We start from the raw sequence: 13,665 nt of genomic DNA, 5'->3' as shown, positions 1-13,665 counted from the left end.
GCAGGTTGCCCACGTGTTACTCACCCGTCCGCCGCTAATCAACAGGAGCAAGCTCCTATTGATTCGCTCGACTTGCATGTATTAGGCACGCCGCCAGCGTTCGTCCTGAGCCAGGATCAAACTCTCCATGAAAGTTGATTAGCTCATTTTGTTACGTTGGCTCATGTTCTTCTACTATAATAGAAGAAACATGATAATTTATTGTTTGTTGACGTTTTTGTTTGTTTAGTTTTCAAAGAACAATTTCTAAATCACTTCTGTAAGAAGCAACTCTATTAATATATCACGTCGTTTAATCAAAGTCAACAACTTTTTTTCATCGCTATGTTGTTAATGTCTTTCAACGACCGCTAAAATATAATACCACCATCCTTTGTTTCGGTCAATACTAATTTTCACCTTTAAACTAATTTATATTCTATTTTAGAATTCCTCCAGCATAGTTTATAACAACAAACCTTTGATTAATCAATCCAAACCAATAAAAAAAATCTTAAGCATCCTATACTATTCTAATACGTCCTTACCAATACTTCTTGAAAACATTTTTATCCCCGACATTCTTTCTGTCCACACCCGTACTCACTAAAACAAATTTCCCATAGCAATCTCCCCCCCAACAACCTTGCACCATATATAGAAAGAAGCCGACCATCAGGCCGGCTTCTAAGTAAAACCTACTTTGTAATCTTCACAATTCCTTCTTGCTTGATATTAACTTGACCTGACTTTTCAAGTACTACTTTTTCACCTTCAGCTAAATTCGTGAAGACAATTGGAGTAATCGTTGAAGTTGCATGTTCTTTTATATAATTAATATCGAACTTCAAGAGCGGTTGACCTTGCTCAATAATTTCATTTTCTGTTACCAGCGTTTCAAAACCTTGACCTTTTAGGTTAACCGTATCAATACCCACATGGATGAGGATCTCACGTCCTGTATCAGAAAGAATTCCAATCGCATGTTTAGTTGGGAACAAATTAACAATCTTACCGTTTACAGGTGATACTACCATACCTTCTGAAGGTACAATCGCAAAGCCATCCCCCATCATCTTACCAGCAAACACTTGGTCAGGAACTTCGGTAATCGGCTTAATTTCCCCTTTTAACGGTGCAGCAAATACTTCATTTTGACGGGCTGCTTGCATGACATCAGTAGCAGCGGCTGACTGAGTCTGCTGTTGTTCTGGAGCCGCAGCACGAGGACGTTTACCTGACATAATATCTTTCATTTGCCCTTTAATGGTTTCAGAACGCGGGCCAAAAATTGCTTGAATATTGTTCCCTACCTCTAGCACACCTGCAGCACCAAGGCGTTTTAGTTCATCTTTGTTGACATTTTTAATATCTTTAACAGATACACGAAGACGTGTAATACATGCATCAAGATTTGCGATATTATCTCTACCGCCCATAGCATCTAGAATATTAGAAGCTAAATCGCCTCCAGAGGCTTTTCCTGTTGTTTGTTGTCCTTCTTCTTCTTCTAACTCACGACCTGGTGTCTTTAAATCAAACTTACGAATCGCAAATCGGAAACCAAAGTAGTAAATAACCGCAAACACAAGACCTACTGGAATGACAAGCCATGCATGTGTCTGTGGATTGATTAGACCAAATAGAATATAGTCAATTAAACCACCGGAGAATGTCATCCCGATTTTTACATTCAATAAATGCATTACCATAAATGATAAACCAGCAAAGATAGCATGGATACCAAACAATACCGGTGCAACGAAAAGGAATGAGAATTCGATTGGTTCAGTAATACCAGTTAAGAAAGCCGTTAGACCAGCAGACGCCATCAAACCACCAACAAATGCTTTCTTTTCTGGTTTTGCTTCATGATAAATCGCTAATGCAGCAGCCGGTAAACCAAACATCATGAATGGGAATTTACCAGTCATAAAGGTACCAGCAGTAAGATTTTTCACATGGTCAGAGATCTGAGCCATAAAAATCCGTTGGTCACCATGAACAACCTGACCCGCTTTAGTTGTATAAGTACCGAACTCATACCAGAATGGAGAATAGAAAATATGATGTAATCCAAATGGGATTAATGAACGTTCAATTACCCCGAAAATGAAAGCAGAAAGAGTTAGGTTTGCATTGACCATGTTGTTTGAGAATGCATTTAATCCAGACTGAATCGGAGGCCAAATTACAAGCATAAGCAAACCAAGAATAATAGCTGTTCCTGCAGTAACGATAGGAACGAAACGTTTTCCAGCAAAGAATCCTAAATAAGATGGAAGTTCAATTTCAAAAAACTTATTATACATGGCAGCAGCGATGATACCAACGATAATTCCGCCAAATACCCCCGTTTGAAGAGTCGGAATACCAAGAACACTAACATGGCTTGTTCCATTAATTGACTTTGCATCAAGCCCTAAAACAGTTCCCATTGTTACGTTCATGATTAAGTAACCGATGATTGCAGCTAAACCTGCTGTTCCTTCTCCTCCGGCTAAACCAACTGCAACACCAACCGCAAATAACAACGGCAAGTTACCAAAAACAATATCCCCTGCATTTTTCATAACAGATGCAACCATTGCAACCCCACTATTATCTAGCCAAGGCGCTAGGTCTAATAATGCTGGGTTCACTAAAGCTGCACCGAGCGCAAGCAAGATCCCGGCAGCTGGTAAAAGAGCAACCGGCAACATAAGCGCTTTACCGACTTTTTGTAATGTACCAAAAGCGTTTTTCATATCAATGACCTCCTGAATTTTTTTAGCTCATAAAGCGGTTACACATCAGATAAAAAAACAACAAAAAAGGCATGAGCAAGAGTACAATTAAATAAAGTTTAGGTATAGAATACCCCAAAAACTTCATTTTAATTATACTTTTCACTCATGCCTGATCGAATCAGTAACACGTAAAAAATAATAAGTGCTATTTAAATTTGTTTTGAAGTCTTTGTAAATGCATCGTTAGATAAACTGCTTCAGCATCAAAGACCTTCTTTTTTAATGTTTGCTGCATCACTTTAATGAGCTTCCATGAAAGATTATAACACACTGGATACTCAACTTTCAATAGGTTTGCAATTTTTTCTGGTTCTTCTACTTTTTCAGCCTTTACCACACGTTCAATAGCGAAGCGTAGATGGCGGACAAGCCTCATATAATCAATACTTTCTTTATCTATTTCAATCTCAAATTGATCCTCTACCATCTCAACCAATCTGCTGACAAGCTGAGAATGTTGATTTACATCCGATAAATCTTTATTGGTCATTGCACTATGGATGTGCAATGCAATAAATCCTATTTCACCCACTGGAAGGTGTATTCCTGTTCTATCACCAATGTGTTCTACCACCGTTGAAGCGATTTCATATTCATGCCGATAAAGAGCCTTTGTTTCAACTAAAAATGGATTTCTCATTTCCATTCCTTTTGATGCTCTTGTTAGAGCAAACATTAAATGGTCAGTGAGGGCCACATGAATATGTTCATTAAGATCTGTATGTGTCCGCTGTTTAATCAAATCAATTGCAGAAATTATTACTTCTAGATAGTCTGTATCAATAAACGGCAGCAACTTAATGTAGTTTTCCTGCTCTTTTTCATCCCTCAGTACAAAAAGCTTTTCAACCGTTTCTGTTTCTATATAGTCGCCTCGTTTGCGATTAAACCCGATGCCTTTGCCAATTAAAACGACTTCTTCATACGAAGGATGTTCAGCAATAAGTACATTGTTATTTAACACCTTATCGATTCGCAAGTTTGCCAAACCCTCACCCCCAGTCTACCAATTTTAACATTATTATTATTTTTATGTTATAAGAGGTGATACAGGAAGTCAACGACATTGTTCGACAAAATTATGTCTACTTAAAAAAAAGAGAACTGCTTTTATCACAGTTCCCTCAGATAGTTTTAATTTATTTTAAGATAAAATATAAAACAAAGATTACAAAGAATAAGTACATGATAGGGTTAATCTCTTTTACACGGCCCTTTACAATCATTGTTATCGGGTAGAAAATAAACCCTACTGCAATCCCGGTCGCAATACTGTATGACAGTGGCATTGCAATCATTGTTAAGAAAGCAGGAACGGCAATCTCAAACTTTTTCCAATCAATATTCCCTAAAGACGAAACCATTAAAACCCCAACAATAATTAAAGCTGGTGCTGTTACAGATGATGTAACAACTGATAGTAATGGAAAGAAAAAGATTGATAAGATAAAAAGTCCGGCCGTTACAAGTGATGCAAATCCTGTTCTTGCTCCAGCAGCAACACCTGCAGATGACTCAATATACGATGTTGTAGTTGAAGTACCCAAAATTGCCCCAACAGTTGACGCAATTGAATCTGAAATTAACGCGCGTCCGGCACGTGGCAGCTTATTATCTTTCATGATTCCTGCTTGATTTGCTACCGCTACAAGCGTACCTGCATTATCAAAGAAATCAACAAATAAAAAGGTTAAAACAATTCCAAGCATGGATGTAGTATAAAACGAACTGTCTCCAAAGGAAGAAAACGCCGCACCAAAAGTAGGTGCTAAACTTGGAACTGCGTCTACTACCTTACCCGGCATCTTAATTTCACCAAAAATCATACCCACAATTGCAGTGATGACCATACCATAGAAAACAGCACCATTAATGCCTCTTGTCATCAAAATTACTGTTACTACAATCCCAAAAATAGCTAATAGTGTAGGACCTGAGGTTAAATCTCCTAAACCAACAAGTGTTGCATCATTATTGACAATAATCTTAGCATCCTGTAAGCCGACAAAGGTAATGAACAAACCAATACCTGCCCCAACTGCGTGTTTTAAATCAACAGGAATGGCGTTAATAATTTTTTCACGTAGACCTGTAAGTGTTAATAATAAGAAAAAGATTCCGGAAATTAGAACTGCACCGAGTGCATGCTGCCAAGGAATTCCACTCCCTAAAACAACTGTATATGCAAAGAAAGCATTTAATCCCATACCAGGCGCTAAGGCCAGCGGATACTTTCCAAGCAATCCCATTACGATCGATCCAAGAGCTGATGCAAGGGCTGTCGCCACAAACACTGCACCGTAGTCCATTCTAAGTGCATCTGGGTAATCTTTTATAGATGCAAGCGATAAAGTTAACGGGTTTACGACTAATATATAAGCCATCGCCAAGAAAGTCGTTAATCCCCCAATAAATTCACGGCGGTAATTGGTGCCATGTTTCTCAAACTCAAAGTATTTCTGCATTTTCTTTTTCCCCCTATAACTCTTTCTTTTAGTGTGCAAAAAAATGCTCCGGCAAATTCTACCGGAGCATGACTATAGGCGCGTGCTATAACTAGAGGAAAAAGATGCCTCTTTATTAAACACTGCCTCGTAGTCAAGCCATTTACGGTGGCTCGGTAGAAACTTCTGGGCCTTATTCCCAAGATTATACGATGCAATAATTGTTTCTTAATTCCTTTTTTATCTTAACAAGAAAGTCGAAAGTTGTAAATAAAAAATACGAACGATATGATAAAAAAAAATATCATCGTTCGTATTTTTGTTTATTAATACCAATTTTCGTCACTTACTAACATAATTCGACATATTCACTATTACATACCATGCCTCTATTCCTCTGCAATGGTCAAAAAAAACGAGCCTTTTATCCGGCTCGTCTTATACTTTTGCCCTCAATCAAGGCAATCCGCTTTATAGTTTACTCCCATTCAATTGTTGCAGGCGGCTTGCTGGTAATATCATAAACCACTCGGTTTACGTGTGCCACCTCGTTAACAATCCTAGTGGAAATTAATTCTAATACATCCCATGGAATGCGCGCCCAATCGGATGTCATCCCATCAATTGATGTTACCGCGCGGATCCCAATTGTATAATCATAGGTCCTAGCATCACCCATTACACCTACACTGCGGATATCCGGCAGAACAGTGAAGTATTGCCAAATTTCGCGGTCAAGCCCCGCCTTTTTAATTTCTTCCCGTAAAATCCAATCAGATTCACGGACAATTTCAAGCTTATCCTCTGAGATGGCTCCTAACACCCGAATCCCAAGACCAGGACCAGGGAAAGGCTGACGCCAAACAATATCGTCAGGAATGCCCAGTTCCGTACCCAGGGCACGAACCTCATCCTTGAATAAGGTATTGAGCGGTTCAATTAATTTAAATTGCATATCTTCTGGCAGACCGCCAACATTATGGTGGGACTTAATCGTTTGTGCTGTCGCTGTTCCACTTTCAATAATATCGGTGTAAAGGGTCCCCTGTGCTAAAAACTCAATTCCTTCAAGCTTAGTCGCTTCATCATCAAATACATAAATAAACTCATTACCGATAATCTTCCGTTTTTTCTCCGGATCAGAAACACCTTCTAATTTGGATAAGAAGCGTTCCTTGGCATCAACTTTAATCACGTTCATATGGAAGCCTTCAGAGAAGGTCTTCATGACACTCTCTGCCTCATTTTTACGAAGCAGGCCATGGTCTACAAAGATACAGGTTAATTGATCGCCAATCGCTTTATGAATTAACACGGCAACTACCGAGGAATCCACTCCGCCGCTCAATGCACAAAGGACCTTCTTATCACCAACAGTCTCACGAATCTTAGCCATTTCCGTCTCGATAAAGTTTTCCATCGACCAATTTGCATTGCACTCACATACTTTAAAGACAAAATTCTTAAGCAATTCATTTCCATAAACAGAATGACGTACTTCTGGATGAAATTGAACGGCATAAAGCTTGCGATCCTCATCACTCATCGCTGAAATGGGACAAGATGGGCTTGTAGCATTAACGGTGAAACCTTCTGGCGCCTCCACTACTAAGTCCCCATGACTCATCCAAACAGTCTGCTCATTAGGCAGTTCAGCCAATAAAGTAGTTGGATGTTCAAGGACCATGGTTGCCTTCCCATACTCTCGCTGCTGCGCTTTTTCAACTCTTCCGTTAAAGTGAACGGTCATTAGCTGCATACCGTAACAAATCCCGAGAATCGGCAAGCCCATTTCGAAAATAGCTTCGTCACAGCGGAACGAATTCTCATCATAGACACTGTTTGGACCGCCAGAAAAGATAATCCCTTTCGGATTCATTTTGCGGATTTCCTCCGCTGTAATCGTATGCGGATGCAGTTCACTGTACACACCAAACTCACGTATTCTCCGTGTAATCAGCTGATTATATTGGCTTCCGAAATCTAATACAACAATTAAATCTTGCTTTTCCGTCAAAATAGCCACCCCTCAATTTCTAAATAATAATACTAGCTTATACAATTAAGTGGAAAAATAAAAAAAACTAGAATTCTCTTCCCAACATAAACAGGAAGGCAGAATTCTAGTTATCTCGCAAAAGTATCACTAAAAAAATTCCGCCTTCATAGTCAGGCCATTTACGGCGGCCCGGTAGATACTCTCGAACCCTATTTTCGAGGATATATGAAGGTATTTATACCTTATTAGAAAAGCGCAAGGTGTCTGTTTATCGGCGGAAAGCACAAGACGAGCCGGCAGGAAGGTTTGTTCTTTACCTTCATGACGGGGTTGGCTTATGACCTCACGACGCTGGCACCTAGAGCTAGTCATTGAATTAAAACTAATTGTAACAATAGGGTGTTTTTCCGGTCAAGCGATTGTCTTTTTAATTAAATTTTCCCACAATTCACGCGTCTCGTTCCAAGTCCCTTTCGGAAGACTTTGGTGATAAAGATATTGTTCATAGCAGGCGGTTATGCGGGTCATTTCTCTAGTTGCAAAAAACGTATCAATATAACGCGCATAACTGCGGAGAGTTTGATTTTTTTTTCGCTTAAGTCCATATCGGTCTAATTGAATTAATAAAAGCAGATACGCAGAGCTAATATTTTCATCTTTTTTCTTGAACCGATAAAAGAATACGATTAAATATGGAGCCCACCGCCCGCGCCAACGGTAAAGGCTGACCGCCGCTCCTGCTAGGAGCAGAATAACAAATACAATCCGCCCCCCATGCAGTTTCACCTCATTTACAACTGTTTTTATCCCATTGGATGAGTTAGAAACCTTCTTTGTCGTTTTCGGCTTTTTTTCTTCCTTCTCAGGTTTTTTCACAGACGGCGGGGTGAGTGGCTGGCTATTCACCATAGCATTGTCTTTACTATCATAATTAATAGTAAGCTCATTCGAAAAACCTATTGTCGGCTCAAAAGGCACCCAGCCTAAATTCGGCAAGAAAACTTCTACCCATGAATGGGCATTATTATTCGTCACTTCATAAAAGAGCTTAGAGGAGCCCTCATCCTTGTATGACTGAAACTCTCCGCCAGTGTAGCCCTTTACCCAGCGTGTAGGAATACCGATCGTTCTCAACATGACCGCCATAGAAGTCGAAAAGTTATCACAGTAGCCTCTTTTGGTTTCAAATAAGAATTGATCAACATAATCATCCTTCTCACCAGGTACAGCCACTTTTTTCTGATCATAGAGATAACCGGAATTCCCAAAATACTGTTCAACTGCCTTCGCCTTGTCATACCAGTTTGTCTTTCCCTTTGTAATCTCTTCAGTTAATTCTTTTACCCTCGGCGGCAAATTAGTTGGCAGCATTGTATATTTCTCATAAAAGGCCCTGTTCATTTCAGCAGGGAACACGGTTGTCTTCAATAACTCTGAAATTTTATATTTAGGGATATCAAATTCAACCCTAAACGTTTGTGGAACTACAGGTTGTTGATCGTTGGTAACAAAGCTAATTTTCTCATTGTTCCCATCCACCAAAAACTGATTTGTATCTTGGTTAGAAGGCTGTATAGATAGGATTTTCGTAACACCTGCCGGATACATGATGTTATTAAATTTATAGCTGCCGTTCAAAATCACACGTGCAGTTTCCTTTATTCGTTCCACTTCAGCGGGAATGGAATATATGGGAACCAGATCGCCTTTATTAAAAGAGCTAAATGTTGACCCTGAAGCAAGCCAGCCTTTCCCTGTATACATATCTTTCGTTTCCATCTTCCAATAATTCTCTCCATTGCCTTCATAAGCAAATACAGCCTGGTCATCACCAACAAACGGACCACCTAAGGCCCTGTCATCCGTACTATATCCGATTCGGTGCGGACCTGCCTTACTGGAGGAGACTGGCTTATCGTTCTTGGCCGTTAGGTAAGGAACGGGATCAGGCCAGATTGGTGCCGCTTTTGGTGCAGCAATCCCCACCGAAACACTCACAACAATCATGACAGATAGGGGAATCATCCATTTTCGAATCGATACTGCGTCATATTCAACCTTCTCTTTTTGGATAATTCGATAAAAGGTCAGCATCCCCATAACCGCAAACCCCGCCACGACCGTCCGAATAATGGCAGTTTTCGCACTATAGGCAGTAAACGTATCCAATACGGTTATAAATACTAATGTCATAAAGAAAAAAATAAAAATCCGCTGTCTTCTTAAGAGCCAGTAATTAATTAAGTACACCATTAGGGCTAGCAGGAGAAAAAACAATAGGGTCCGGAATTCATTTGAAAGGTCGTACCATTGTCTGCTAAGAAGTAAGCGGATATTATCTGTACAATCCCTGATGAAGGATAAAAACCAGCTGAGATTTAAAAGGCCTTCCTTATAGTGAAGCTGATGGATAGAAAAGAGAATAAAAGTGAGCATCAAAAGCAATTTCCAAATCACTTTGATAGTTAGGAACGATGCTGTAAAAGAAAGCATTAAAAAAACAATAAAGAATCCCATATTACTAGTATTGGTTAATTGCTTGATTGGACGAAGCCATTCCCATAACAGGAAAAAGCTAAGCACGTATAAAAGAAAGGACTGAATATCCCTTTTCATGTCCGGAAATTCACCTCCGAAAAGGCTGACCTTTGCTCGCCTTCATTCACCATAATGATTCGGATCCCACGGGCACTGGCAAGCGAAATCAAAGAGCGTTCGTAGTCTGTTGCTGTTTCCTTATGACCCTTGATAAGAAAGAGGGTAATCGAACCCTTCCTTTGCCCCAGCAGACTTGCTTTTTCTAGCAGCGATTTTGTCAACTGTGCAGTGACCAGTAGGAAGGAAATGGATTGTTGGATAAACAGCCCCTCTGTTTCTATGACTCTATCAAACGACCTTAAACTTTTTGCCTCCACTTTTGCCAGATGATAGAAGAGCTGCCTAAGGTGAGCTTCTCCGCCATTAATGGGAAAGTATGCACGATCCTTACTATAGGTTAAAAAGCCTGTCTGTGCCCCCTTCTTTAACACCGCTCGAACAAGCGAAGCTGTATAGGATACAACAGCTTCAAAACATTGATCTGGAACGCAGTCCATTACTACAAACACATCATGTGATTGGCGCTGTTCAAATTCCTTTGTCATGATTTCGTTACGCTTTGCAGATGCTTTCCAATTAATCCACGAGAAACGGTCTCCTGGCTGGTAATCTCTTACCCCAACCGCCATGGAAGTATCGCGCTGGACTCGTTCTCTTGATGCCGTAAGACCTTGGTCATATTGGTTTTCAAATGGCTGGTAGAACAGTTCGGAATAGGCCGGGTAGACAATGATTTTCCCTTCTTGATTAAACGTCTTTTCTTTTTCAAATAAGCCCAGCGGATCGCCAATTTTAAGCGAAAAGGAATGAAAAAAATGTTCACCGCGCGGCAGTTCATCGATGATGTATTCATAGGAAAATTCTTTTTTCACTCCCGGCAGGATGAGGCTCTTTGTTTTCTTTCGTTGTTGGGCTGATTTTAGAGGTTCATTTACATGATCTTCGATTAGCAGAAAAAATAATGGAAAGGCATTCGCCCGCTTCACCTTTACCGTCACCTTTAATGACTCACCAGCATTAAAATCACTTTTTGGCAAAAGCCTTGTGACTTCTAGTTCATTTAAGGAATAAAAGGATAAGGCCATGCAGTAAATAGCAAATGGCAAAAAGCTATAAAATAAAAACCAGCTGACAAATCCTCCTTCGAACATGGCATATGAAAAGGTGAGGAAAACCAGAATAAGGAGGAGAATGAATTTCCAAACTTTTCTTAACAGAATCCAACGTTTTTTCATGATTATTTCACAAGCCTTTGAACCGGTACAGGTACTCTCGCAACCACTCGTGCCACTATTTCTTCTGCTGAGATTCCCTCAAACTTTGCCTCTGACTTTAAAATAATCCGATGGGATAAGACAAATGAGGCTAAATACTGGATATCATCTGGCAATACATATTCACGATTGTTCATAAACGCATAGGCCTGGGCTGCTTTCATAAGGGCAATCGCCCCCCTTGGACTTGCCCCCAGATAAACACTGCCATGCCCTCTTGTTCGGTTGACAATATCGACGATGTAGCGTTTTATCGTATCATCGACGAAAACATTTTTAATCTCATTTTGTAGAGCAATTAAGCCTTCTAGGTCAATCACTGGTGTAAGCTCCTCAATCGGAGGCACCTTTTGGGCCCGGTTGAGGACTTCCATCTCCTCTTGTAAATCAGGATAGCCCATTTTCATTTTTAGCAAAAATCGATCAAGCTGTGCCTCAGGAAGCGGATAAGTTCCCTCATATTCAATCGGGTTTTGCGTAGCCATCACAAAAAAGGGCCGGTTCAATTTATGGGTTACCCCATCGATGGTGACGCTCGATTCTTCCATTCCTTCTAAGAGAGCTGCTTGGGTTTTAGGCGATGTCCGGTTGATTTCATCCGCCAGGATAATGTTTCCCATCAGCGGACCTGGCCGAAATTGAAATTCCATTTCTTTAGGGTTATAAATAGACACTCCGGTTACGTCTGACGGTAAAAGGTCCGGGGTAAATTGGATTCTTCTGAAGTTCGCATTCACTGACTTGGCGAGGGCACGAACCATCATCGTTTTCCCGACACCCGGGACGTCCTCGAGTAACACATGTCCTCCAGCCAGCAGCGCAACAAGACTCAATTCTGCTACATTCCGTTTCCCAATCATAACCTTTTCAATGTTTTCTATAATTCTTTCAATGGTTGGATTCACTTGATCAAGGGACAAGGTAATACCTCCTTGCGATTTAACCGATTTATGGTAATTAACTATGTATTCTCGGTTTTCTGGAAAAATCCTGTATAAAAAAACACCTTGTTCTGAATGCCGACAATTATTAGACGAAAATTTGATTGGATGTTAAAAAACTTCTAGTATTGGCTCTCCTTAATAAATAGCGAGCGGCTTTCCCTCTTAATTATTGGAGAAAAAAAAGGACCCTTCCCATTAGGGAAAGATCTGGCTTTATTGAAGGGATATTAAAGTTAACTTTTGACCCCTTTTTCCTTCGAGTGTCAGCGTTACAAATTCCCCTTGATGATTAAATAATTTATTGATCATATCTCCTGTTGCTTTAGCGGTATTCGAGTGGCCATCACTGGTGATAAAGAGAAAAGTTCCTTCCGAGTCTATCTCTCCTATTTGTCCGGTTACCTTTATTTGAGTTGGTATTAATGCAGTTGTGGCAGGGATTTTGATTGGCTGTCCAACCTTCAGCTTTGTTGGATTTACTGACGGATTCAGCTTTTGAATAGCTGTTACAGTGATTCCTAAATCTTTGGCGATTTTTGTAAAAGTGTCGCCTTTTTTAATCATATATACAGTGGATGAACTTGTTTCTTTGCTTTTTAAATATGTTTCGCTTACAAATGCTACTTTACCTTTAAAGTTTATCTTTGCCCAGCCATTATCATGGGAAGTCACAGACACAGGATCATTTAAATTTAATGAGCCTAAAACACTACTCCCAATGGAAGCTGTTTCTCTTACTCTTAATGCGGAGGCAGTCACATACATGGTTTTGGCCTGTGTGTCATTGGTGAGTGCATCCACTTTTGTTTGTGTTAGATAGCCAGCGCTAACAAAACATACCCGTCCTTTTATCAGAATGCCCGCCCAGCCGTTTTCAATAAACGAAACCTTCACTGCCTCACCTTTCTGATACTTCCCAATAATACTACTATTGGTTGTTGGCTGGGACCTAACGTTTAATGATGTAGCCGTTACTGTTCTATCTTCAACTTTTGGCAGTAGAATTTTCTTACCATCGATAGAAGAAAGGCCATTGGCCTCTAATATTTCTTGGGCGGTAATCCCATGTCTGGCTGCAATAGTTTCAATCCTCTCACCTGCTTTTACTTGGTAGCTGTACTCTTGAATGAAGGCAGCATTTGCTGTACTAGTAAAAAAACCAAGAACAATAGTAAAAATACCCGTGACGATCAGTTTTTTAATCGGATTTTTTTGTATTAGCTGGTGAACCTGTTTCGCATATGTATGTAAGTTTGCACTTATATCATTTAAAAGTCCTTTGACATCTAAGACATTGCGGATGTCAAAAAAATTGAAATTTTTGTAAAATTCTCGTTTTTCCATTCTTGATGTGAACACTGGTGCCGTTTTTGCAGCTTTGTTTTTGCCATATGTTTCTTTTCTGCTTAGTGTCAGTTCCCCCGTTGGATGTATCTCTTTTTTTATCATTTAACTTTTCTCCTATTCGCTCTACGCTGTTGAAAGTCTTACCCTCACCATCTATTTCCTCTAAATGAATTATCTTCCTATCATAGAAGTTCGTTTATCACAAAGGTTTTCTGTCCATAATTCGAGTTTTTTCTACAAATTCAAAAAAAACCTTATAAATTATTAGGCTCTGTTAATCTTGAATGTTGA

At 39.8% G+C, this 13,665-nt stretch carries 8 protein-coding genes, 1 rRNA gene and 2 riboswitches; all 9 genes read right to left on the bottom strand.

What is annotated here, in order from left to right; translation table 11 throughout:
- Positions 1 to 132, bottom strand: a 16S ribosomal RNA gene (locus V7077_RS14985); the annotation flags it as partial.
- Positions 133 to 677: 545 nt separating this feature from the next.
- Positions 678 to 2,726 carry a glucose-specific PTS transporter subunit IIBC gene (gene ptsG / locus V7077_RS14980; protein WP_335503166.1) on the bottom strand — a complete coding sequence of 683 codons (2,049 nt, stop codon included), beginning with the start codon at positions 2,724 to 2,726 and terminating at the stop codon, positions 678 to 680.
- Positions 2,727 to 2,913: 187 nt separating this feature from the next.
- A complete protein-coding gene (gene glcT / locus V7077_RS14975) occupies positions 2,914 to 3,756 on the bottom strand; it encodes a glucose PTS transporter transcription antiterminator GlcT (RefSeq protein WP_335503164.1) in 843 nt (280 codons plus the stop codon).
- A gap of 151 nt (positions 3,757 to 3,907) precedes the next feature.
- On the bottom strand, positions 3,908 to 5,233 hold the full coding sequence (locus tag V7077_RS14970) for an NCS2 family permease (protein ID WP_335503162.1): 1,326 nt from the start codon (positions 5,231 to 5,233) through the stop codon (positions 3,908 to 3,910).
- Positions 5,234 to 5,343: 110 nt separating this feature from the next.
- A riboswitch (purine riboswitch) is annotated at positions 5,344 to 5,445 on the bottom strand.
- A 245-nt stretch (positions 5,446 to 5,690) separates the two neighbouring features.
- Positions 5,691 to 7,229, bottom strand: a complete 1,539-nt coding sequence (gene guaA, locus V7077_RS14965; RefSeq protein WP_335503158.1) for a glutamine-hydrolyzing GMP synthase — start codon at positions 7,227 to 7,229, stop codon at positions 5,691 to 5,693.
- Positions 7,230 to 7,358: 129 nt separating this feature from the next.
- A riboswitch (purine riboswitch) is annotated at positions 7,359 to 7,460 on the bottom strand.
- Between the two features lie 162 nt (positions 7,461 to 7,622).
- Positions 7,623 to 9,827, bottom strand: a complete 2,205-nt coding sequence (locus tag V7077_RS14960) for a DUF4129 domain-containing transglutaminase family protein (RefSeq protein ID WP_335503155.1) — start codon at positions 9,825 to 9,827, stop codon at positions 7,623 to 7,625.
- Positions 9,824 to 11,044: a DUF58 domain-containing protein gene (locus V7077_RS14955; protein ID WP_335503153.1), complete on the bottom strand. Its 1,221-nt coding sequence runs from the start codon at positions 11,042 to 11,044 to the stop codon at positions 9,824 to 9,826. The genes V7077_RS14960 and V7077_RS14955 overlap by 4 nt, the downstream gene beginning before the upstream one ends.
- Positions 11,045 to 11,046: 2 nt before the next feature.
- Complete coding sequence (locus V7077_RS14950; RefSeq protein ID WP_335503149.1) at positions 11,047 to 12,003, bottom strand: AAA family ATPase; 957 nt, start codon at positions 12,001 to 12,003, stop codon at positions 11,047 to 11,049.
- Between the two features lie 237 nt (positions 12,004 to 12,240).
- The gene (locus V7077_RS14945) at positions 12,241 to 13,476 is read right to left on the bottom strand and encodes an SH3 domain-containing protein (RefSeq protein ID WP_335503146.1); all 1,236 of its coding nucleotides are present in this window, start codon (positions 13,474 to 13,476) and stop codon (positions 12,241 to 12,243) included.
- Positions 13,477 to 13,665: the final 189 nt, after the last annotated feature.

Source organism: Neobacillus vireti (assembly GCF_036962465.1).
In the GTDB taxonomy this organism is placed as follows: domain Bacteria; phylum Bacillota; class Bacilli; order Bacillales; family Cytobacillaceae; genus Neobacillus; species Neobacillus vireti_B.
This window is presented reverse-complemented; position numbering and strand designations above follow the sequence as displayed.

Coding starts and splice junctions, on each gene's coding strand:
- ptsG (WP_335503166.1), bottom strand. CDS start 2,726: ATGAAAAACGCTTTTGGTACATTACAAAAAGTCGGTAAAGCGCTTATG.
- V7077_RS14945 (WP_335503146.1), bottom strand. CDS start 13,476: ATGATAAAAAAAGAGATACATCCAACGGGGGAACTGACACTAAGCAGA.
- V7077_RS14960 (WP_335503155.1), bottom strand. CDS start 9,827: ATGAAAAGGGATATTCAGTCCTTTCTTTTATACGTGCTTAGCTTTTTC.
- V7077_RS14955 (WP_335503153.1), bottom strand. CDS start 11,044: ATGAAAAAACGTTGGATTCTGTTAAGAAAAGTTTGGAAATTCATTCTC.
- V7077_RS14970 (WP_335503162.1), bottom strand. CDS start 5,233: ATGCAGAAATACTTTGAGTTTGAGAAACATGGCACCAATTACCGCCGT.